The 21,349-nt window shown below is 72.7% G+C and carries 20 protein-coding genes; 10 read left to right on the forward strand and 10 right to left on the reverse strand.

What is annotated here, in order from left to right:
* Positions 1 to 19: 19 nt before the first annotated feature.
* From AC5L35_RS28835 to AC5L35_RS28850, 4 genes are read right to left on the reverse strand one after another with little or no spacing between them, the layout of a single operon-like run.
* On the reverse strand, positions 20 to 892 hold the full coding sequence (locus tag AC5L35_RS28835; RefSeq protein WP_495062861.1) for an ABC transporter permease: 873 nt from the start codon (positions 890 to 892) through the stop codon (positions 20 to 22).
* On the reverse strand, positions 889 to 1,806 hold the full coding sequence (locus AC5L35_RS28840; RefSeq protein ID WP_495062862.1) for an ABC transporter permease: 918 nt from the start codon (positions 1,804 to 1,806) through the stop codon (positions 889 to 891). The genes AC5L35_RS28835 and AC5L35_RS28840 overlap by 4 nt, the downstream gene beginning before the upstream one ends.
* Positions 1,790 to 2,932, reverse strand: coding sequence for an ABC transporter ATP-binding protein (locus AC5L35_RS28845; protein ID WP_495062863.1), 1,143 nt, complete (start codon positions 2,930 to 2,932; stop codon positions 1,790 to 1,792). Before AC5L35_RS28845 ends, AC5L35_RS28840 begins: the two co-directional genes overlap by 17 nt.
* Positions 2,919 to 4,139, reverse strand: coding sequence for an extracellular solute-binding protein (locus AC5L35_RS28850; RefSeq protein WP_495062864.1), 1,221 nt, complete (start codon positions 4,137 to 4,139; stop codon positions 2,919 to 2,921). Before AC5L35_RS28850 ends, AC5L35_RS28845 begins: the two co-directional genes overlap by 14 nt.
* 416 nt (positions 4,140 to 4,555) lie before the next feature.
* On the opposite strand from AC5L35_RS28850, the gene AC5L35_RS28855 reads away from it, so the two are divergent.
* On the forward strand, positions 4,556 to 4,897 hold the full coding sequence (locus AC5L35_RS28855; RefSeq protein ID WP_495062865.1) for a hypothetical protein: 342 nt from the start codon (positions 4,556 to 4,558) through the stop codon (positions 4,895 to 4,897).
* An 85-nt stretch (positions 4,898 to 4,982) separates the two neighbouring features.
* Here the strand turns inward: AC5L35_RS28855 and groL are convergent, their stop codons facing one another.
* A complete protein-coding gene (gene groL, locus AC5L35_RS28860; protein ID WP_495062866.1) occupies positions 4,983 to 6,614 on the reverse strand; it encodes a chaperonin GroEL in 1,632 nt (543 codons plus the stop codon).
* A gap of 254 nt (positions 6,615 to 6,868) precedes the next feature.
* Entirely contained in the window at positions 6,869 to 7,072 is a 204-nt protein-coding gene (locus AC5L35_RS28865; RefSeq protein ID WP_075944303.1) for a cold-shock protein, read from the reverse strand.
* A 68-nt stretch (positions 7,073 to 7,140) separates the two neighbouring features.
* On the opposite strand from AC5L35_RS28865, the gene moeA reads away from it, so the two are divergent.
* The 4 genes from moeA to AC5L35_RS28885 all read left to right on the forward strand — a co-directional run bounded on the left by moeA (position 7,141) and on the right by AC5L35_RS28885 (position 13,148).
* Positions 7,141 to 8,403 (forward strand): molybdopterin molybdotransferase MoeA, encoded by a 1,263-nt coding sequence (gene moeA, locus AC5L35_RS28870; protein WP_495062867.1) that lies wholly within the window; start codon positions 7,141 to 7,143, stop codon positions 8,401 to 8,403.
* 397 nt (positions 8,404 to 8,800) lie between these two features.
* On the forward strand, positions 8,801 to 9,556 hold the full coding sequence (locus AC5L35_RS28875) for a phosphatidylserine decarboxylase (protein ID WP_495062868.1): 756 nt from the start codon (positions 8,801 to 8,803) through the stop codon (positions 9,554 to 9,556).
* Positions 9,556 to 10,566, forward strand: a complete 1,011-nt coding sequence (pssA, locus tag AC5L35_RS28880; RefSeq protein ID WP_495062869.1) for a CDP-diacylglycerol--serine O-phosphatidyltransferase — start codon at positions 9,556 to 9,558, stop codon at positions 10,564 to 10,566. The genes AC5L35_RS28875 and pssA overlap by 1 nt, the downstream gene beginning before the upstream one ends.
* 296 nt (positions 10,567 to 10,862) lie before the next feature.
* Positions 10,863 to 13,148 carry an AAA family ATPase gene (locus AC5L35_RS28885; protein ID WP_495062870.1) on the forward strand — a complete coding sequence of 762 codons (2,286 nt, stop codon included), beginning with the start codon at positions 10,863 to 10,865 and terminating at the stop codon, positions 13,146 to 13,148.
* A gap of 10 nt (positions 13,149 to 13,158) precedes the next feature.
* Here AC5L35_RS28885 and AC5L35_RS28890 read toward each other — a convergent pair whose 3' ends face one another.
* Positions 13,159 to 13,863 (reverse strand): LytR C-terminal domain-containing protein, encoded by a 705-nt coding sequence (locus AC5L35_RS28890; RefSeq protein ID WP_495062871.1) that lies wholly within the window; start codon positions 13,861 to 13,863, stop codon positions 13,159 to 13,161.
* Positions 13,864 to 13,919: 56 nt separating this feature from the next.
* Positions 13,920 to 14,225 carry a DUF3263 domain-containing protein gene (locus AC5L35_RS28895; protein ID WP_495062872.1) on the reverse strand — a complete coding sequence of 102 codons (306 nt, stop codon included), beginning with the start codon at positions 14,223 to 14,225 and terminating at the stop codon, positions 13,920 to 13,922.
* 318 nt (positions 14,226 to 14,543) lie between these two features.
* Between AC5L35_RS28895 and AC5L35_RS28900 the strand changes: the two genes are divergently transcribed.
* Both AC5L35_RS28900 and AC5L35_RS28905 read left to right on the forward strand, forming a co-directional pair.
* Entirely contained in the window at positions 14,544 to 15,116 is a 573-nt protein-coding gene (locus tag AC5L35_RS28900) for a peptide deformylase (protein WP_495062873.1), read from the forward strand.
* A 71-nt stretch (positions 15,117 to 15,187) separates the two neighbouring features.
* Positions 15,188 to 16,099 (forward strand): S1C family serine protease, encoded by a 912-nt coding sequence (locus AC5L35_RS28905; protein ID WP_495062874.1) that lies wholly within the window; start codon positions 15,188 to 15,190, stop codon positions 16,097 to 16,099.
* A 32-nt stretch (positions 16,100 to 16,131) separates the two neighbouring features.
* Here AC5L35_RS28905 and AC5L35_RS28910 read toward each other — a convergent pair whose 3' ends face one another.
* Positions 16,132 to 16,770 carry a response regulator gene (locus AC5L35_RS28910; protein WP_495062875.1) on the reverse strand — a complete coding sequence of 213 codons (639 nt, stop codon included), beginning with the start codon at positions 16,768 to 16,770 and terminating at the stop codon, positions 16,132 to 16,134.
* Positions 16,767 to 17,945 (reverse strand): sensor histidine kinase, encoded by a 1,179-nt coding sequence (locus tag AC5L35_RS28915; protein ID WP_495062876.1) that lies wholly within the window; start codon positions 17,943 to 17,945, stop codon positions 16,767 to 16,769. The genes AC5L35_RS28910 and AC5L35_RS28915 overlap by 4 nt, the downstream gene beginning before the upstream one ends.
* Before the next feature lie 118 nt (positions 17,946 to 18,063).
* On the opposite strand from AC5L35_RS28915, the gene AC5L35_RS28920 reads away from it, so the two are divergent.
* Genes AC5L35_RS28920 through AC5L35_RS28930 form a run of 3 tightly spaced genes read left to right on the forward strand, consistent with a single transcriptional unit; the run spans position 18,064 to position 21,151 of the window.
* Entirely contained in the window at positions 18,064 to 18,186 is a 123-nt protein-coding gene (locus AC5L35_RS28920; protein WP_495062877.1) for a hypothetical protein, read from the forward strand.
* On the forward strand, positions 18,183 to 18,971 hold the full coding sequence (locus AC5L35_RS28925) for an ABC transporter ATP-binding protein (protein WP_495062878.1): 789 nt from the start codon (positions 18,183 to 18,185) through the stop codon (positions 18,969 to 18,971). The genes AC5L35_RS28920 and AC5L35_RS28925 overlap by 4 nt, the downstream gene beginning before the upstream one ends.
* Positions 18,971 to 21,151, forward strand: coding sequence for an FtsX-like permease family protein (locus AC5L35_RS28930; protein ID WP_495062879.1), 2,181 nt, complete (start codon positions 18,971 to 18,973; stop codon positions 21,149 to 21,151). The genes AC5L35_RS28925 and AC5L35_RS28930 overlap by 1 nt, the downstream gene beginning before the upstream one ends.
* Positions 21,152 to 21,349 lie beyond the last annotated feature (198 nt).

A 21,349-nucleotide genomic window follows, 5' to 3' on the forward strand; every position in this document is an offset into this window, starting at 1 on the left:
CTCGGGTTGTCGTCCGAACTCAGCGGTGACGCTGGCGAATGGCCTGGGAAGGGGTGACGAAGCGCAGGCTGATGGCCAGCCCGAGTACCGCGACGAGCATGTAGGTCACGGCCATCGCCGCCGTCAGCGGACCGGGCACGCCGCCCGGGTCGGAGATCGCACCGAAGAGTGCGACGACGAGCGTCTGGGTGTCGGCGGCCGAGACGAAGAACGTGAGCTCGAAAGCGCCGAGGGTCCTGACGAGGACCAGGATCCCGGCCGCGAGCATCCCGGGCAGGAGCAGCGGGATCAGCACCCGGCTGAAGAGGCGCAGGTTGTTGGCCCCGAAGACCCGTGCGGCGTTCTCCACCTCGGGGGAGATCTGCTCGACGAACGGAACCATGATCAGGACGACGAGCGGGAGCGTCGGCACGAGGTTCACGAGCACCACGGCCGTCATCGAGCCGCCGAGCCCGACGCGGTACATGAGCGCCGCGAGCTGCACCGCGTACGTCATCGGCGGCAGGATGATCGGCAGCAGCATGAGCAGCATGACCACCGACCGGCCGGGGAAGGCGCGGCGGGCGAGCAGGTAGCCGGCAGGCACGCCGGCCAGCAGCGCGATCACGACCACCGCGATCCCGGCCTGCGCCGTGTTGGCGAGAGCCTGCGACATGCCGGTGCTCGACCAGGCCCTGCCGTACCAGGTGGCGGTGAGGCCTGCCGGCCACCAGCCGCCCCGCCACGTGGTGGCGAAGGACTGGACGACGACGGACGCCAGCACCCCGAGGATCACGGCCACGAAACAGCCCGCGGCCACCCACGTGATCACGGCGGTGAGCGTCGGGCGCTCGCGCCGCGTGCGCGCGGGCGGACCGGCCGCGAGGTCGGCGGCGAGATCGGCGGTGGTCATCCCTTGCCTCCCGTCGCCGGGCCGCGGTAGAGCCGGTTGCGCAGCAGCATCAGGACACCGAGGATCACCAGTTCCAGCACGGTCATGACCACCGCGATGGCGGCGGCCGCCGGGTAGTCCGAGCGCTGCGAGGCCGCCTGGTAGATCGGCAGCGTGAGCACGTGGGTGGCGTTGTCGGGCTGCCCCACGAGGATGGCCGACGGGAACACGGCGAACGCCTCCACCAGGCAGAGCGTGAACGCCGTGATCAGGCCGGGCACGGCCAGCGGCATGATGATCCGCCAGAACCGGGCGGCGCGGCTCGCGCCGAGGGTGGCCGCGGCGTCCTCGATCGACCGGTCGATGCCGCCGAAGAAGCCCATCAGCATCACGAACGCGAACGGGATGCTCACAAGGGTCGTGGCGATGAACGTGCCCGTGTAGTTGTAGATGAACTGCTGCGGTGGGACGCCGAGCGAGGTCAGCAGCAGGTTGATCCAGCCCGTCGGCGAGAAGACCTGGGTCATGCCCTGGGCGATGAGCACGGAGCCGAACGTCAGCGGCAGGAGCACCACCAGCGTCACGATCCGGCGGCCGGGGAAGTCGCGGCGCATCCGGAAGGCCAGCGGCGCGGCTGCCGCCACGCTGAGGACCGCGACGGGCACGGCGAGCCGCAGCGTCTTCCAGATGGAGTCGCGCAGGTACGGATCGCCGAAGAAGTCGGTGTAGTTGGCCAGCGGGTCGCCGCCCTTGAGCGGCTGGAACGAGATCGACAGCCCGTAGAGGAACGGGTAGACGAACAGCGCGCCGATGATCAGCACCGCGGGCAGGATGAGCAGCAGGGTCCAGTCCACGCCGCGCTCCGCGAGGCGATGGCGCAGCGGCTGCGGCGGCCGTGCCGGTGCGGTGGTGGCCGGCTCAGCCGTGAGCGTCATCGGGCACCTCCGCCCGCCCCTCGGCGGGGAACACCAGCACCCGCTCCTCGGGGGCGCCGAGAGTGACGCGTGCGCCGGCCGCCACCGGCTTCTCGGTGCGGAAGTGCAGCACCACACCGCGTTCGGTCCGGGCGCGGACGGCGAGCTCGCGGCCGTGGTACTCCACCACCTCGGCGAGCGCGGGGACGTCGTTCACCCCGGCCCGTCCCGGCACGATGTCCTCCGGTCGGATCGCGACCATCACCTCGGAACCGGCCCGGAGACCCGCCGCCGGGTCGGCCGTGCCCTGCAGCCGCAGGTCCTCGGCGACCACGCAGACCCGGCGCGGGTCGCTCTCCACCCGCTCCACCCGCGCGCTGATCATGTTGCGGTAGCCCATGAAGCCTGCGACGTACGCGCTCGCCGGCTGGGTGTAGACCTGCTCGGGCGTGCCGCTCTGCTCCAGCCTGCCGCCGCGCAGCACCACGAGCCGGGTGGCGAGTGACAACGCCTCCTCCTGGTCGTGGGTGACGTAGAGGACCGACAGCTCGCGTTCCTGGTAGAGCCGCTTGATCTCGGTGCGCATCTCGATGCGCAGCGCCGCATCGAGGTTGGACAGCGGCTCGTCCATGAGCACGATCTCGGGATCGATGGCCAGTGCCCTGGCGATCGCGACGCGCTGCTGCTGGCCGCCGGAGAGCTGGGACGGGAGCTTGCCCGCATGGTCGGCGAGCTGGACGAGGTCGAGTGCGCTCTGCGCCCGCCTGCGCCGTTCCACGCGTGGGACCTTGCGCATCGCGAGCCCGAACTCGACGTTGCGCGCCACCGTGAGGTGCGGGAACAGCGCGTAGCTCTGGAACACCATCCCGAAGCCGCGCTTGTCGGCAGGCAGGGAGTCGATCCGCTTGCCGTCGCGCCAGATCGAGCCGGTGGTCAGCGGCTGCAGTCCGGCGAGGCAGGCCAGCGCCGTCGACTTGCCGCAGCCGGACGGCCCGAGCAGGGCGACGAACTCACCGCGGGCCAGTTCGAGGTCGAGGTCGGTCAGCGCGGCCGTCTTCCCGTACCAGCGCGACACCTGGCGCATCTGCAGCGAGCCGAAGGTGCTCTCCTGCGTGCGCCCGCCGGTGGTGCGCTCAGCTACCGACATGGCTGCCGACCTCCCGCTGCCACAGGTCGAACGCCTCCACCATCGTCGGGGGTGGGAGCGGCGCATGGTTCTGACCGGACGCCAGCGCCTGCGGGTAGAAGTCCGGCCTGCCGAACTGCTGCAGCAGCGCCTGGCCGTCCGCGGGGGCGTCCGACGGCTTCACGTTCTTGTTCGCGGTGATCAGCGACCCGGTGGCGTAGGTGAGGGCCTGCTGGTCGGGCTGCAGCGTGAACTTGATCAGCTCGAGCGCCACGTACAGCGTCTGCGGCGAGACCCCCTTGGGGATCATCATGAAGTGGCCGTCGCCGATCCAGTGCTGGTCGGCGAACATGGCTACGTCGTCGGTGCCCGCCCACGTGCCGTCCCGGCGGCTGTTGATGTCCATCGACACGATGGTGGGGATCAGCTGCAGCTGACCGGAGCCGAACTGCTGGTTCATGATCGTCGAGCTGGCGGGGTACGAGGTGACGTACTTGCCGAGCTCGCGCAGGTAGGCCCAGGTCTTGCTCCACCCGTTCACGGGGTCGGAGGGATCACTGTCACCCAGCATGTACGGCAGCGACATCATGAACGTGCGGCCGGGACCCGAGTTTGCGGGCTGCGCGTAGGTGAACTGGCCGGGGTGCTCGCGGGCCCAGGCCAGCAGCTCATCGGGAGTCTTGGGTGGCGCGCTCGTGGTGCCCGGATGGAAGGCGAGCAGCGGGCCGTTCGGGTTGTACCGGTTGAGGACGCCGTAGCCGCCGCTGAGGTCCTGCAGCTCCTTGCTCGGCGCGTCCTGCACCTGCGAGAGGTCGGGGAGGCTCGACGAGAACTGCGGCAGCAGCTGCATGATGAGGTTCTCGGTCTGGCCGGCGCCCAGCACGTCGGGGCCGCCGAGAACCACCGAGATGTCGACCTTGTCGGCCACCTGCTGCGCGCGCACCTTGCCTGCCACGTCGGGGGCGGGGGCCGTCTGGTAGCTGATGCCGGAGACGAGCTCGGGGTGTGCCTTGGCGAAGTTGTCGTAGATGACCTTGTTGCCGGTGAGGTTGCCCGCTCCGTCGAGCAGCGTGAGGGCGATCGGACCGGTGGGTCGCTCGGGGGTGACCACCTCATCGGCGCCGCCGGTCTGCTGCGCTCCGGGTGCACCGCACCCGGCGAGCCCGAGCAGCACCACGGCGGCAAGACCCAGGCCGAGCCGGCCGCGTCCCGTACCACGACTGATCACGTTGTACCTCCATGTACGGCGTGACGGGAAAGCAGTCCACGAATCCGGTATGCGCTTTCCGGACGGGCGTGGTAATCGCTTTCCAGCATGACCTTGTCCGCCGGACGGAGTCAAGACCACCCGAACGCATCACGTGGGTCGTTCGCGCCCACCGTCCTTGTCGACGACCCGTAGATCTACGGACGCCGCGGGGCCGTCACGGCCACTACCGTTCAGGACATGGGCGGGACCACCGCACCAGCGCTCCTCGGGGGGATTCGCCACGGAGGCGGCGCTGGATGCCGGGGGACTTTCAGGTGGTCCCGCCCACATCATCGACACCCGGCGTCCTGGTTTCCGTACGGCGGGGATCCGCCGTACCGGTTCCGTAGTTCTCCGGACGCCCCGGCCGGTTCGCGCGTCCTAGCATTCGGATCATGGAGACGACCACCGCACCGGCCCGCCGCGGCCGCGTCCTGTACGGGGTCGCGCTGGTCCTGACGATCCCGCTCTCCCTGGTGACGGCCTTGTTCGGCGTGGGGGCGGGCGGGATGTTCGCCCTGTGCTACGACTCGGGGGTGAGCGCCGCGGCCGACCGCTGCGCCGCGGTGGGGATCTTCCTCGCGGTCGCCTGTCTCGCGACGCTGCTCGTTCCGGTGGTCTTCGGCATCTGGGGCCGGCGGGCCACCACCCGGGCCCAGGTCGCCGCCCGGCTGGGTGTCTGCCTGCTCGCCTACGTGGTGCCGCTGCTCTTCTTCGGGGCGATCACCCTGCTCTGAGCTCGTACGGAACGCCGAAGGGGCGGCACCCGGAACCGGGTGCCGCCCCTTCGGGACGTGCTGGGTACTGCTCGGTGGGACGGACTCAGAAGTCCATGCCGCCCATGCCGCCGGTCGGGTCGCCACCGGCCGGGGCCGGGTTCTTCTCCGGCTTGTCGGCGATGACGGCCTCGGTGGTGAGGAACAGGGCCGCGATCGAGGCTGCGTTCTGCAGCGCCGAGCGGGTGACCTTGGCGGGGTCGATGATCCCGGCCTTGATCAGGTCCTTGTACTCACCGGTGGCCGCGTCGAGGCCCTCGCCGGCGTTGAGGCCGCGCACCTTCTCCGCGACGACGCCGCCCTCGAGGCCGGCGTTGATGGCGATCTGCTTGAGCGGAGCCTCCAGCGCAACCTTGACGATGTTGGCGCCAGTGGCCTCGTCACCGTCGAGGCCGAGACCCTCGAACAGGCCGGCACCGGCCTGGATCAGGGCGACGCCGCCGCCGGCGACGATGCCCTCCTCGACGGCCGCCTTCGCGTTGCGAACGGCGTCCTCGATGCGGTGCTTGCGCTCCTTGAGCTCCACCTCGGTGGCCGCTCCGGCCTTGATGACCGCAACACCGCCGGCCAGCTTGGCCAGGCGCTCCTGCAGCTTCTCGCGGTCGTAGTCGGAGTCGGTGCGCTCGATCTCGGCGCGGATCTGGTTGACCCGGCCCGCGATCTGGTCGGCGTCCCCGGAACCGTCGACGATGGTGGTCTCGTCCTTGGTGACCACGACCTTGCGGGCGCGGCCCAGCAGCGACAGGTCGGCGTTGTCCAGCTTGAGGCCGACCTTCTCCGAGATGACCTCGCCACCGGTGAGGATGGCCATGTCGGCGAGCATCGCCTCGCGGCGGTCACCGAAGCCCGGGGCCTTGACGGCAACGGACTTGAAGGTGCCACGGATCTTGTTGACGACCAGGGTGGCCAGGGCCTCGCCCTCGACGTCCTCGGCGATGATCGCGAGCGGCTTGCCGCCCTGCATGACCTTCTCCAGCAGCGGGAGCAGGTCCTTGACGGTGGAGATCTTGGAGCTGACCAGGAGGATGTAGGGGTCCTCGAGCTCGGCCTCCATACGCTCCGCGTCGGTGACGAAGTAGGGCGAGATGTAGCCCTTGTCGAAGCGCATGCCCTCGGTGAGCTCGAGCTCCAGACCGAAGGTCTGGGACTCCTCGACCGTGATCACGCCTTCCTTGCCGACCTTGTCCATCGCCTCGGCGATCAGCTCGCCGATGGTGGAGTCGGCCGCGGAGATCGAGGCGGTGGCAGCGATCTGCTCCTTGGTCTCGACCTCCTTGGCGGTCTTGAGCAGCTGCTGGGAGACGGCCTCGACGGCCTTCTCGATGCCCCGCTTGAGCGCCATCGGGTTCGCACCGGCGGCGACGTTGCGCAGGCCCTCACGGACCAGCGCCTGCGCCAGCACGGTGGCGGTGGTGGTGCCGTCACCCGCGATGTCGTCGGTCTTCTTGGCAACTTCCTTGACGAGCTCGGCCCCGATCTTCTCCCAGGGGTCCTCGAGCTCGATCTCCTTGGCGATCGACACACCATCGTTGGTGATGGTGGGCGCGCCCCACTTCTTCTCCAGGACAACGTTGCGGCCACGCGGGCCGAGCGTCACCTTGACAGCGTCGGCGAGGGTGTTCATGCCGCGCTCGAGCCCGCGGCGCGCCTCCTCGTCGAAAGCGATCATCTTCGCCATGGGGGTGTTGTCCTCCGATTGGGATGACACGAAAGTCTCGCGTCGAGCCCGGCGCCCGCGACGGACGACCGACAACCCTGCGCCGGTCTCACCTGCTCGACATCTGGCACTCTACCGTGCCGAGTGCCAACCCGGTTTTAGCACTCGCGCCCGGCGAGTGCAAGGTCACCCGACGGTGGTGGGAAGCCCCGGAAACGAGCCGGGGGGACCGGTTCGACCGATCCCCCTGGTGACTCGCTGCGTCGACGGCTCCGTCAGATACGACGCACTGCGTCCGCCTGGCTGCGCCCGTCCCGGCCTGCCGTCGTCTCGAACTCCACGCGGTCGCCCTCGTCCAGCGTTCTGAAACCGTCCGACTGGATCGCGCTGTAGTGGACGAAGACGTCCGGCCCGCCGTCGGTGGCGATGAAGCCGAAGCCCTTCTCCGCGTTGAACCACTTGACCGTGCCCTGAGCCACGGCACCTCCATGTTCCTCGCTGATCTACGCCCGATCGACGCTACCCAAAAACCAGCGCCTGCGCCCTTATGAGATCGCTGAGTGCGGTCAGGCAGGATGCCTGTGTGGCGAGCTTCCCGAGGACCGTAGAAGAACACCGTGCCGTGGTCGCTGCGCTGCTGCCGCAGATGCCCGCCGAGGACGTCCCGGTCGGGCAGGCCAGGGGGCGCGTGCTCGCTGCCGACGTCGTGGCAGCGGTCTCGCTGCCGTCCTTCGACAACTCGGCCATGGACGGGTACGCCGTGCGCGCCGCCGACCTGCAGGGCCGGGAGGACTCGCGTCCCGTCGAACTGCCCGTCGGCGCCGACATCCCGGCGGGGCGGCTCGACGTGCCACCCCTCGAACCCGGTACCGCTCACCGGATCATGACGGGAGCCGCGCTGCCCGCAGGGGCCGACGCCGTGGTGCCCGTCGAGGACACCGACGGCGGCACCGCGACGGTCCGGCTCTCCGCCACGCCCGCCCCGGGCGCGCACGTCCGCTACGCGGGTGAGGACGTACTGGCGGGCGATGTCGTCCTCACCGCCGGCATGGTGCTCGGCCCGGCCCAGATCGGGGTGGCGGCCGCGGTCGGTGCGGTCACGGTGGCGGTACGGCGCCTGCCCACCGTGCTGGTGCTGTCCACCGGCTCGGAGCTGGTGGCGCCCGGAATCGCGCTGCAGCCGGGGCAGATCTACGAGTCGAACGGTCCGATGCTCGCGGCCGCGGTCGAGGACGCAGGCGGTCGTGCCGAGCTGCTCCGGTTCGTCCCGGACGACGTCGAGCAGTTCCTCGACCGGCTCCGCCGCCGCCTCGAGGCCGGGCACGTCGATCTCGTGCTGACCTCCGGCGGGGTGAGCGCCGGGGCCTACGAGGTCGTGCGCGACGCGTTCTCCGGGCGGGGTGTGGAGTTCGGCAAGGTCGCCATGCAGCCCGGCGGGCCGCAGGGGGCTGGGCTCGTCGACGAGCTGGGCGGGGTCGGAGTGGTGACGCTGCCCGGTAACCCGGTGAGCTCACATGTCTCGTTCGAGGTGTTCGTCCGGTCCGCTCTGCGTGCCTCGTTCGGGCATCCGTACCCTGATCGGCCTGTCGTGACGGCTACGCTGAGTGAGCGGTGGACGTCGCCCGCGGGGCGCCGGCAGTACCGCAGAGGCGTCCTCGATGCGGTGCACGGCACGGTTCGCGAGGTCGGCACCCCGGCGTCGCACCTCCTCGGCTCGTTGGCCAGGGCGGAGTGTCTGGTCGTCGTTCCGGAGGCCGTAACAGAGCTCGACGAGGGCTCGCCGGTCGAGGTGTGGTTGCTCGAGCCCTGAGGTGGGAGAGGGATGTGACTCAGGTCACATCCCTCGGAGGCAACAATTTCCGCTCCCAGAGCGTCTTACTGATTGGGTGTTCGGCCGATCGGTGCACATCACAGCCTTTCAGGGCCTGTGATCTGGACGATCGATCGGGTACTCGGGGATACTTGTAGAGCGGCGTCGGGAAACCGGGGTCGCGTCGCAACAGACCTACCGCCCGTCGCTGGGGAGCGGACGAGCGGTTCCACGGCCGGGGTCGTCGTCTCGGGGGATGACGGCCCCGGCCCTTTGCGTTCACCCGGTCCTCGGCCCGGTGACGGCAGTGTGGCACACGGTGACGATCTGCTGTCGCGTACCGTAGCCGCCGCTGCGATCGTCCCGTGTCGCCACCCGGAGGAGCCGACCCGCCCCCATGCCCGACCCCATCGGAGCCGCCCCTCCCGGGGCCTCCCCTCCAGCACCATCCCACGCCGGGCTGTCGCTGCCACACGTCGCCGGGCTCATCCGCGCCGCCGTCCCTCCGATGCATCCCGGAGGCCGTCCTCTGGTGGCAGCCGTGGCGGCAGCGGCAGCGGTGGTCAGAACGGCCACCGGCCGCGGCACCTTCGTCGGCGCCCTCGCCACCGCCGCCACCGCGGCCTTCTTCCGCGACCCCCGCCGCGTCCGGCCGCCGCTCGCCGACGTGGTGCTCGCCGCCGCCGACGGCACGGTGGCCACCATCTCCGACGTACTGCCCCCGCCCGAGCTGGCCCTCCCGCCCACACCGGTGTGCCGGGTGAGCGTGTTCCTGTCCGTGCTGGACGTGCACGTGCAGCGGATCCCCGTCGACGGGCGCGTGCTCGCCGTCGAGTACCGCCCCGGCCGGTTCCTGTCCGCCGACCTCGACAAGGCCAGCGAGGACAACGAGCGCAGCGCGCTGCTCCTCGAGACCTCCGGCGGCGTCAAGCTCGGGGTCGTGCAGATCGCGGGGCTGCTCGCCCGGCGCATCGTGTGCGATGTCGGCCCGGGCGACGAGGTCGCGGCGGGCGAGACCTACGGGCTCATCCGGTTCGGGTCCCGCGTCGACGTCTACCTGCCCCCCGGTTCGCGGGTCACCGTCTCCGTCGGGCAGCGCACGATCGGCGGCGAGACCGTACTGGCCGAGCTGCCAGGGCACGGGGTGTCCTGATGCCCGCCCCGCCCTACTCAGCAGGTGTCCGGCTGCTGCCGAACGCCGTCACCGTCCTCGCGCTCTGCGCCGGGCTCTCCGCCGTCTACTTCGCCCTCAGCGGACGCTTCGAGCTGTGCGTCGCCGCCGTGGGTGCCGCCGCGCTGTGCGACGCGCTCGACGGGCGGCTCGCCCGCCTGCTCGACGCGAGCACCCGGATCGGCGCCGAGCTCGACTCCCTGGCCGACCTGGTGTCGTTCGGCGTCGCGCCCGCGCTGGTCATCTACATCTGGGCGCTGGAGGGCAGCCGGTTCGGGTGGATCGTCGCGCTGGTCTTCGCCATCTGCATGGCACTGCGACTGGCCCGCTTCAACACCCTGATCGACGTCGAGGACGAGTACCCGTTCACCAAGGAGTTCTTCGTCGGCGTCCCGGCTCCCGCCGCGGCCCTGTCGGCAGGAATCCCGCTCTACCTCACCCTGCACTTCGGGCCGGGCTGGTGGTCGACCCCGCTGCTGGTGGGCCTGTGGGCCCTGCTCGTGGCCGGGCTGATGGTGAGCCGACTACCCACGCTGTCGTTCAAGACCGTGCGGGTGCCGCCCAACTACATCGCCCCGCTGCTCGTGCTGGTCGGTATCGCCGCCGCGCTGCTGATCACCGCACCGTTCCTCGGGCTCGCCATCGTCGCCGTCGTCTACCTCCTGCTCATCCCCTACACCGGCTACCGGTACCGCTGGCTCGCCCGGCACCCGGAGGCCTGGGGCGTCCCGGTCCGGGAGCGCCGCGCCGTCGCCAGGGCAGCGCGCTCGGCCCGCCGGCTCGGACTGCGCTCCCCGCTGCGCCGCCGCGTCGCCGGCCGGGCCAGCGCCATGGCCCGCGCCGTCCGCCGGTTCGGCGACGACCCCACCGGAGCCATCCAGCGCGGCCGCGCGAGCAACGGCCGCACCGGCAACGGCCGGGCCCCCGGCCCGGCCCCCCTGCCCCCTCGCAGCAGGCTGCGGCTCGGCCTGCGCCGGGCCCGCCGCCGCTGACCCCTGCCCCGACCCGCGTCATGGACACATAACGCTGTCTCGAGCCCTTCCGAACAGCGTTATGTGTCCACAACGCTGACGGCGGGGTGCGGGGGGTGCGGGCGGGCGCGCTGCCTGGGGCTGGCCGTCCGCGCGAGTCGCCCGTTTCGTGTGCGCGAGTCGCCCGTTTCTGCTGCGGCCCGGCTTCGCGGCCGCGTCGTGGTCCCGTGTCGCTGTTCGACGCCGCCTGTTTCGCGTCATGTGTCCATGACGCGGCGGGTGCCGGGGGTGTGGGGGAGGGCGTTAGCGTTCAGCCCGTGCCGGCTCCCTCGATCACTCTCGTCGCCCGCCTCGCCGCGTCCGCTGCCGACGCAAGGCGTGGTGTCGTGCGGCTGCACCCCGAGGTCATCGATGCGCTCGGGCTGCGGTCGTGGGATGCCGTCACGCTGACGGGAGCCCGCGTGACCACGGCTCTCGTCGCTCCAGCAGGCGGGCCGGCTGGGCAGGCGACGCTGGACGACGTCACGCTGTCCAACGCGGGGCTGTCCGACGGCGCCGCGGTGGTGGTGGCGCCGGCACTCGTCGAGCCCGCCCGTCGGGTGCTGCTCACCGGCTCCCGGCTCGCCCGTGCCTCGCTCACCCCGGAGACCGTGCGGCTCGCGTTGCTGGGCAAGGTCGTCACCGCGGGCGATGCGGTCTCGCTGCTGCCGCAGGACGTCGAGCCGGCCCCGGGCCTGGACGTGCACACCGCCCGCAAGCGCGTCGCCGGTGCTCTGGGCAGCGCGTGGACCACCGAACTGCTCACCGTGGGGACCGTCGAACCGGCGGGAGCGGTGGCCGTGCTGCCGAGCACGGTGGTGGGCTGGGAGGGTGGCCCGGTGACCGGGGTCCCGGTCGACGGGGCAGTGCCGTCCGCGGCTGCGGCGGGCGGTGCCGTGCAGGCCCGGGCCGTGCCGGGCGCGCCGGCGGCACCGGCCACGTCCGCCGTCCGGGAGGCCGTCGAGCCGGCCGTCGCCGAGCCGACCGTTGCCGTCGAGGATCTCGTCGGCAACACGGACGCCGCGCGCAGGCTCGTCGAGTGGCTGGAGCTCACCCTCGACCGGCCGGAGCTGCTCACCCGACTGGGCGGTTCCGCCCGGCTCGGTGTGCTCCTCGTCGGACCTGAGGGCGTCGGGAAGCTGACGTTGGCGCGCAGTACCGCTGCCGCCGTCGGCGCGACCTGCGTGGAGCTCGCGGCGCCGGGGGTGGCCGCGATCGAGGCGGGCGCCGCATCGCAGCGGGTGCACGAGGTGATCGGTTCGGCGCGGGCGGCGGCCCGGGCTGGCACCCGGACGGTGCTGGTGGTCACCGACGTCGATGCCCTGCTCCCGGCCGCGTCACCGCCACCGCTCGCCACCATCGTGCTGGACGCGCTGCGGGAGGCGGCGGGGACGCCGGGGCTCGCGCTGGTCGCCACCACCTCGTCGCCCGAGTCGGTGGACCCACGGCTGCGCGCTCCCGACCTCGTGGACCGTGAGCTCGGGCTGGCGCTGCCCGACCTGCGCACACGCACCGAACTGCTGCGCAGGCTGCTGGCCACGGTCCCGCTGTCCGACGACGTGGACCTCAAGGCGGTGGCCGAGCGAGCCCCCGGGTTCGTGGCCGCCGACCTCGTCGCGGCCCGGCGGGAGGCGGCGGTGCAGGCCGCGCTCCGGCACACCGGTGAGGGTGAACCCCGGATCTGCCAGGAGGACCTGCTCGACGCCGTCGGCTCCGTGCGCCCGATCTCCATGTCGTCGTCGGACACCCTGCAGACCGGCGGGATCAGCCTCGACCAGGTGGGCGACATGGTCGAGGTCAAGCAGTCGCTCACCGAGGCGGTGCTCTGGCCGCTGCAGTACCCCGACTCGTTCGCCCGCCTCGGCGTCGCCGCCCCGAGAGGGGTGCTCGTCTACGGTCCGCCCGGCGGCGGCAAGACCTTCCTGCTGCGCGCGCTGGCCGGCACCGGACAGCTCAACGTGTTCGCCGTGAAGGGCGCTGAGCTGCTCGACAAGTACGTCGGCGAGTCGGAGCGTGCGGTCCGCGAGCTGTTCCGAAAGGCCGCCGACGCCGCGCCGGCCCTCGTGTTCCTCGACGAGGTCGACGCCCTCGCCCCGCGGCGTGGGCAGTCGTCCGACTCGGGCGTCGCGGACCGGGTCGTCGCCGCGCTGCTCACCGAGCTCGACGGAGCGGAGCCGCTCCGCGACGTGATCGTGGTCGGCGCCACCAACCGGCCGGAGCTGATCGACCCGGCCCTGCTGCGGCCGGGGCGGCTGGAGCGGCTCGTGTACGTGCCGCCGCCCGACGCCGCCGCCCGCGCCGAGATCCTGCGCGCGTCCGGGAGGAACATCCCGCTGGCCGACGACGTGGACCTCGACGCCCTCGGCGCGGACCTGGACGGTTACTCGGCCGCCGACTGTGCCGCGGTGCTGCGCGAAGCCGCTCTCGCCGCGATGCGGGAGTCGCTGGACGCCGCCGTGGTGACGGGCGCGCACATCGCCGCGGCCCGCGCTGCCGTGCCGCCGTCGCTGGACCCGCTGCAGGTGGCTGCGCTGGAGGCCTACGCCGAGCGCCGGGTGTCCTGACCGGCCGGCGTCACCTGCCGCGGTAGTCGTTGGTGGCGATGACGATCAGTCCGGGACTGGCCTCGTCGAGACCCTGGAACCGCGCCTCGACCCGCAGCCCGAACTGGGTGGCGAGTGCCTGGGCCGCCTGCTGCTCGGACGTGCCGGGGCGGTAGTAGACGGTGCTCGTCGGGATGATCCCGGACGGATAGTTGCCGACCTCCTCGACCTGCCACCCGGCGTTGCGGAAGTCGGCGGCGGCACGGGCGGCGAGACCGGTGATGGTGCTGTTGTTGTAGACCCGCAGCGGGGCGCGCACGGCGCCGGAGCCTGCGGCGCCACCCGGCCGTGTGACGTCGTCCTTGGTGGTCGGGCCACCCGCCCCACCCGCTCCACTCCCGCCACTCGAGCCGGACGGGGCCGGGGCGGCGATGCCGGGGGGCGGCGCCGCGACACCGTTGGTGGGGGTGGGGCTGAACGACGGCAGCGGCACGGCGCTGTCGCCGGTGGGGGCGGTACCGCTGGGGGGCGGGGCGGCCGCGCTCGCGCTGGGAGCGGGGGTGTCGGTGACCAGGGTGGACGGGGGTGGCGCAGCCGCCTGCGAGCCGTTGTCGCCACCACCGCCGGTGGCGAGCGCGGTGAGGCCGACGACGCCGGCGATGATCCCGATACCGATCAGTGCGAGACCGCCGATTCGCAGCGGAGACGGCCCTCCGGACGAAGCGGGTGCGGTCACGAATGCCTCCGGTGGGGGGTTAGTTCCGTTCAGCGGCCGGGGCGATCATGGTGCCGCTACCACGGCTCGATGCCCAGGCGACGCGCCGCACGAGTGCGCTGCCGGCTGCTGCGCAGCCGTCGGAGCCTGCGTACGAGCAGTGGGTCGGCGGCGACTGCCTCCGGCTTGTCGATCAGTGCGTTGAGGATCTGGTAGTAGCGGGTGGCCGACATGTCGAACAGCTCGCGGATCGCCTGTTCCTTCGCGCCGGCGTACTTCCACCACTGACCCTCGAATGCGAGGATCTCGCGCTCCCTGCGGTCCAGCTCGCGGTTGGCGCTCCCGGCGGGAGACCCCCCGCTGGGGCCGGTGGCGGACTCCATCACGCTCCTTGCAGGCCTGGCCGTCGGCGAATGACATGACTGTCATTCGCGGCGGCCATTCAACCACGATGGACCGACGGAAAGCGGTCAGGCACGCAGCACCCGGTGGAGTGGATCGATGGTCGGTACCCCACCGGCGACCCAGTGCGGCGGCCAGAAACGTGCACCGGGCCCTCGCGCGCCAGAACGGCGCCTCGCGGCGTTGCCCCGCACCCGAGTACAACCCGGTACGCGGATGCGGGGGCGCCTTGCGACGCGCCGTTCTGATCACGCGATCACCCCGGCAACGTTCCCGGCCACCGCACTAGTCTCGTCACCGTGGCTGTCCGTCCCATCCGCATCGTCGGTGACCCCGTCCTGCACACGCCCACCCGGCCCGTCGAGGTCTTCGACGACGAGCTGAAGGCGCTGGTCGAGGACATGTTCGACACGATGGCTGCCGCCGACGGTGTCGGCCTCGCCGCGAACCAGATCGGGGTCGACCTGCGCCTGTTCGTCTACGACTGCCCCGACGAGGAACTGCGGGAGAGAGTGCGCGGCGTCGTCGTCAACCCCGTGCTGGAGACCTCGGAACGTCCCGAGACGATGCCCGACCCCGAGGACGACGAGGAGGGCTGCCTCTCGGTGCCGGGCGAGCATTTCCCGACGGGCCGTGCGGAGTGGGCCCGCGTCACGGGCTCGGACGTCGACGGTGCGCCGGTGGCGGTGGAGGGTCGCGGGTTCCTGGCCCGGTGCCTGCAGCACGAGACCGATCACCTCGACGGCGTGATCTACCTCGACCGGCTCGTCGGGCGTAACCAGCGTGCCGCCCGCCGGATGCTCAAGCAGCTCGACTGGGGTGTGCCGGGGCTGGCGTGGGATCCGGCGACGCAGCAGGCAGAGGACGTCTAGGAGCGCCAGGAACACGAGTGGAGGGCGTGGCGTTCCGACTTCTGTAACACTGTAAGCAGAAGGAGGTCGCCATGGACGAACTCGACTCCTACTCCCGCACCGTCAGTGCGGTGGCGGCCGAGCTCACCGGGCGGGTGGCGGCGATCCGCACCGGCCGCGGCAGCGGCTCCGCCGTGGTCGTCGACGACGACGGCGTACTGGTCACCAACGCCCACGTGGTCGGCGACGCCACCCGGGGCCGCGCCGACTTCGTCGACGGCACCCAGGCCGACATCGTCGTCGTGGGCGCCGACCCGCTCTCCGACCTCGCGGTGCTCCGCGCCGCACGGCCGGGCGACCTACCGCCGCCCGCGCGGCTCGGCGACGCCGACGAGCTCGTCGTCGGCCAGCTCGTGGTGGCCGTCGGCAACCCGCTCGGCCTCGCGGGCTCGGTGACGGCGGGCGTCGTGAGCGCGCTCGGACGGGCCCTGCCCACCCGTAGCGGGAGCGCGGGGCGTGTCGTGGAGGACGTCATCCAGACCGACGCGGCGCTGAACCCCGGCAACTCGGGGGGAGCGCTCGCCGACAGCCGCGGGCGCGTGGTCGGGATCAACACCGCTGTCGCCGGGGTCGGGCTCGGGCTGGCGGTGCCGGTCAACGCGACGACGCGGCGGATCGTGGCCACCCTGCTCGCCGACGGGCGCGTGCGACGCGCCTACCTCGGGGTCGTCGGCGCCCCCGCGCCCGTGCCTGCGACGGTCGCCGAGCGCTACGGCCGAGGCAGCGGGCTTCGCCTCGCGGAGGTGATCGGCGGCAGCCCGGCGGCCCAGGCCGGCCTGCGGGCCGGTGACCTCGTGCTCGACGTCGGCCGTCGCCCGGTGCAGGACGCGCAGGGCGTGCAGCGCCAGCTCTTCAGCGACGCGATCGGGGTGCCGCTGCCGGTCACCGTGCTGCGCAACGGAGCGATGGTCGACGTGGTCGCGGTGCCCACCGAGCTGCGCTGACACCACCAGCTGTGCCGACACCACCGCACTGGTCAGCGCACGTGGCCGTGCTCCCACGCCCACGCGGCGATCTCCACCCGGTTCCGGGCCGACAGCTTGGCCTGCACGTTGGTGAGGTGCGTCTTCACCGTGGACAGCGAGACGAACAGCTCGGCCGCGATCTCCGCGTTCGTGCGGCCACGGGCGACGGCCTGCACGACGTCCAGCTCCCGTGGGGACAGCGGGTCGGGCAGCGGGGCTCCCGCAGCGGGCCGGGTGGCCAGGTGTTTCAGCAGCCGCACGGTGACCGACGGCGACACGAGCGCGTCACCCGCCGCCGCGGCCCGCACCGCCTCGACGAGCAGCCGCGGCCCGGCGTCCTTGAGCAGGAACCCGCACGCACCCACCCGCAGCGCGCCGTACACGTACTCGTCGAGGTCGAACGTCGTGACGACGACGATCCGCGGCGGCTCCCGGTCGGCCATCAGCAGGCGGGTGGCCTCCAGCCCGTCCAGCTCGGGCATGCGGATGTCCATGAGCACCACGTCCGGCCGCAGCTCGCGGGCGCGGGCGATGGCGTCGACCCCGGTGCCGGCCTCGCCGACCACCTCGATGCCGTCCTCGGCCGAGAGGATCAGCCGGAAACCGGTGCGCACCATCTCCTGGTCGTCGGCGAGCAGAACCCGGATCATCGCGTGCCCCGCAGCGGCAGCCGTACCGACACCGTCCACTCCCCGGGCCCCGTCGGGCCGGCGGTGAGCGTGCCGTCCAGCGCGCCCACCCGCTCGGCCATCCCGGCGAGCCCGAAGCCGCTCGACCCCGCGAGCGGCCCCGAGCCCCCCGCGGGCACTCCGTCGTTGCGGACCGACACCACCAGTGCCTCCTCGCGCATCCGGACATCCACCTCCACGGCCGTGGCTTCCGGAGCATGCCTGCGGACGTTGGTCAGAGCTTCCTGCACGACCCGGTAGCCCGTTGCGGCGATCCCCGCGGGCAGCACGGCGTGCTCCAGCCCGGGCGCGGTCGCGAGCCGCACGAGCCGGGCGGCGGGGTCGAACCGGCGGACGAGCGTGCGGACCTCGCGCAGCTCAGCGCCCGGCGTGCGCGTGGCCTCGGCGGCGTCCTGGCCGCGCAGCACCCCGACCATCCGGCGCATCGCGGCGAGCGCGTCCGTGCCTGCCGTCTCGATCGCGGCGAGCGCGCGGTCGACGTCGTCGGGAGAGGTGCGGGCCACCACCGCGGCGGCCTGCGCTGCCACGACGATCCCGGTGACGTGGTGGGCGACCACGTCGTGCAGCTCGCGGGCCAGCTCCATCCGCTCCGCCGCCCGGACGTCCGCGAGTGCGGCGCGCCTGCGCGTCTCGACCTCGCGCAGGACGAGCCCGACGGCGACGGCCCCGCCCCATCCGAGCGCGCACGGCAGGGCGAGCCCGCGGGCGTCGTCGGCGGTGAAGCGGATGACCGGTGACCCGACGATCGCCACCGCGGCGGCCGCGGTGAGCAGCAGTGCGGGGCGCAGCCGGCACCGGCGCAGCACGGTGACGACGGCCACGGCGAGCGCGAGCAGCTCCGCGAAGGAGAGGAAGTAGGGGCCGCTCGGGCGACCCAGCAACCCGACCGCCGGGGTCAGGGTGAGGACCGAGATCGTCAGCGAGGAGCCCACCGCGAACACGGCGACGAGGACCGCGTCCGCGCCCGGCCGCCTGCGTAGCAGGACGATCCCGGCGACGGCGATCCCGGCGACGACAGGGAGGTAGTTGCCGGTGTTGTGGGAGATGACGGCGTCGGCCAGGAGCCACACCGCGTAGGCGGCCAGCTCGACCACGAGGTCGACATGCCGCCGGACCCAGCGGAGCGGGCGGATCATGCAACGAGCCTATTGCGCGTCCGCTCGTGCTCCCTCGGCCGGAAGTACGAGGTCCGGGCGTTCCGTTCGGTCCTCCGGACGAGGTGTGCAGTGCAGCCGCACTGGGATCGTTCCGGTCATGACGGACATGATCGCTGCGGTGTTGGGCACCGCGGCATGGACGACGGGCCTGCTCGTCCTGGCGTTGATGGCGGCGCTGCCGCTCCTGGAGCGGTTCGGCACGCCGGGTGCGCGGCGGTGACCGGTCCTCTGCCGCCCGGTGCCCTGCGGGCGCCGTCGCGTCACCTCCGCCCGGCCATCCGCGCCGTCGACCTCGTGAAGGTCCACGGTCGCGGCGATGCCGCCGTCCGCGCGCTCGACGGGGTGGACCTCGCCGTACCCGCGGCCCGGTTCACCGCGATCATGGGGCCGTCCGGTTCCGGCAAGTCCACGTTGCTGCACCTGCTCGCCGGGCTGGACAACGCCACGTCCGGCCAGGTCCTCCTCGGTGACACCGAACTGGGCGCGTGCAGCGACGCCCAGCTGACCGCGCTGCGTCGCGACCGGATCGGGTTCGTGTTCCAGGCCTTCAACCTGCTGCCCCAGCTGACCGCGGCCCAGAACATCGAGCTGCCCGCGCGGCTCGCGGGGCGTCGTCCCGATCGGGCGTGGCGCGACACCCTCGTCGGCCTGCTCGGCATCGGCGACCGGCTCACGCACCGTCCCACCCAGCTGTCGGGCGGCCAGCAACAGCGGGTCGCCGTGGCCAGAGCGCTGCTGGGCCGACCCGAGGTGGTCTTCGCGGACGAGCCGACCGGCAACCTCGACACCGCCAGTGGCCACGAACTGCTGAACCTGCTGCGCACGTCGGTCAGGGAGCTCGGCCAGACCGTCGTGATGGTGACGCACGACCCGGTGGCGGCCTCGTTCGCCGACGAGGTGGTCCTGCTGCGGGACGGTCGCGTGGCCGGCTCGGTGCCCGACCCACGCCCGGACTCCGTTCTCTCCGCCTTGTCTGCGCTGTCGGGCGCCCGGGCGGGTATCTGATGGCCCGCGGTGCGGCGGGGGCGCTGCTCGCCGAGACCCGCCGCCGTCCGGGACGCCTGCTGCTCACGGGGCTCGCCATCACGGTGGCCACGGTCTTCGCGGCCGGCACGCTCCTGTTCGGCGAGACACTGCGCTCGTACCTGGGCGCCACCAGCGTGGAGACGCCCGACACGGTCGCGGCGGTCGTCCTGCCGGATCGGCTGCCGGAGGACGCCCGCGCCGACCTCGACGGCCGGGTGTCTTCCGTCGACGGTGTCGCGCAGGCCGTGGAGCTGCGGGAGCTCTACCCGACCGTCGGGGGCGCAGGCGCGGCCACGACCTGGCGGGTGATGTCCGATCCGATGACCGGGCCCCTCACCCGCCTGTCCGCACCTCCCCTGCAGGGCACGTTGCCGGCGGGGCCAGACCAGGTGGCGGTGGGCGAGGGCACGGCGGAGCGCGCCGACCTCGCGCCGGGCGACACGGTCACGCTGTCCGCGGGTGAGGGGGTCCCGCGGACGGTGACGGTCACCGCCGTGGTGCCGCTGGCCGACGGAGGGCTGAACTCGCTCGTCACCACTCCCGATGCCATGTCGGCACTCGGCGGCTTCCTCGAACAGGTGGACGTCGCCGCGGATCCGGGAGTCGACCCCGCGGAGCTGGCCGCCCGTATCTCCGCTGCCCTCGGAGCCCCCGACGCCGCACGGACGGGCACCGAGCAGCGCGCGGCCGAGCTCGCGGACGGGTCGGCCTCGGTGAGCGCCGTGCTCGTCGGCGTCGGCGTTTTCGCGGCGCTGGCCCTGGTCGCGGCCGCCGTGATCGTCGCGTCGACCTTCCGCATCGTGCTCACCCAGCGGCGCACGCAGATGGCCCTGCTGCGGTGCGTGGGGGCCCGGCGGGGGCAGGTGGTCCGGGCCGTGCTCGCCGAGGCGGTCGTCACCGGCCTCGTCGCGGGTGCCGTGGGCGTGGGGATGGCGTTGCTCGCCGGGTACGGGCTGGTCGCGGCGGTGCGCGCGAGCGGTATGCAGGACGTGCCGGACCTGGTGGTGTGGTGGGCGGGGCTCGCCGGGGTGCTGGTGGTGGCCGTGCTGGCGACGGTGCTGGCTGCGCTCGCACCCGCGCTGGCGGCGGCGCGCATCCCACCGGTGGCCGCACTGGGTGTCGCCGACGCCTCGGACGCCGGAACACCCCGCGCCGGACGCCGGGCCGTGGTGGCCGCCGTCCTGGCGGTGGCCGCAGGCGGCATCGCCGCACTGGCGCTCGGCGCCGCGTCGACCCCCGACGAGCTCGCCATCATGGTCGTGGCGGGGTCCGGGATCATCGCGTTCGGCGCGCTCATCGTCATCGGCCCCGTGCTGGTGCGGGGGCTGGTGGCGGTCGCCGGGCGCCCGATAGCCGCGATCGGCGGCGCGTCCGGGCGCCTCGCGGTGGCCAACGCCGCCCAGGTGCCCCGACGCACCGCGGCGACGATCTCCGTGCTGGCTCTCGGCGTCGGCCTCACGTCGGCCCTGCTGGTCGGGGTGTCGTCGGTCCGCGCGGGTGCCGAGCAGACCATCGCGGAGCAGTTCCCGACCGATGTCGTCGTCGCGACGGGGGACGCCGAGGGCGCCGCGGCACTGGCGGCCCGGCTGGCCGCCGATCCCCGGCTGACCGTGCGGGCCGACGGGCCCGCCGTGTTCGTCGACCCCGCGCCGGGGGTCGCGGAGGACGACGCTCGCGAGGCGGTCGAGCAGGGTGCGAGCGGGATGCCGGGCGCGCTGGTGCAGTACGCCGGGGACGCGCGGGAGCAGGTGGAGACGACGCTCGCCATTGCGCAGCTCATCGGGTTCGGGCTCGTCGGGATGACCGCGCTCGTCGCCGTGGTGGGGGTGGGCGTCACGCTGACGCTGTCGGTGACGGAACGGACCAGGGAGACCGGGCTGCTGCGCGCGGTGGGGCTGTCCCGGCACGGCGTCCGCTCGATGGTGGCCTGGGAGGCCGCGCTGACCGGCGCGGGCGCCGCCGTGATCGGGGCCGCGCTCGGTGCGGTCTACGGCGTGCTCGGTATGCAGGTGCTCGGCCTCACCAAAAGCATCTCGCTGCCCATTCTGACGCTGACCGGGCTCGTTGTCGGGGTCGTCGTCGTGGCGGCACTGGCTGCGATGGCACCGGCCGTTCGCGCGGGTCGGGTGCCGCCGATCCGCGCGCTCCAGGAGGCGTGAGGGCTGCCGAAGCGGCCCGGTCACGGCTCAGTTGAGGAGCTTTTCCGAAGGCTCCCGGGAATCGCCCGTGCAGTGGGCAGTGGGCGGTTCCCGTTCTCCCCCCGCACGACACCGCACCCGATCATCGTCCAGTTCGTGGCGAGCGCCCCGAGCGCTGGTGCTGATGGCCTGGTCCGCTTTCGGCGGGTGCCGCTCGCA

It is taken from the genome of Pseudonocardia sp. OZ21 (assembly GCF_059359135.1).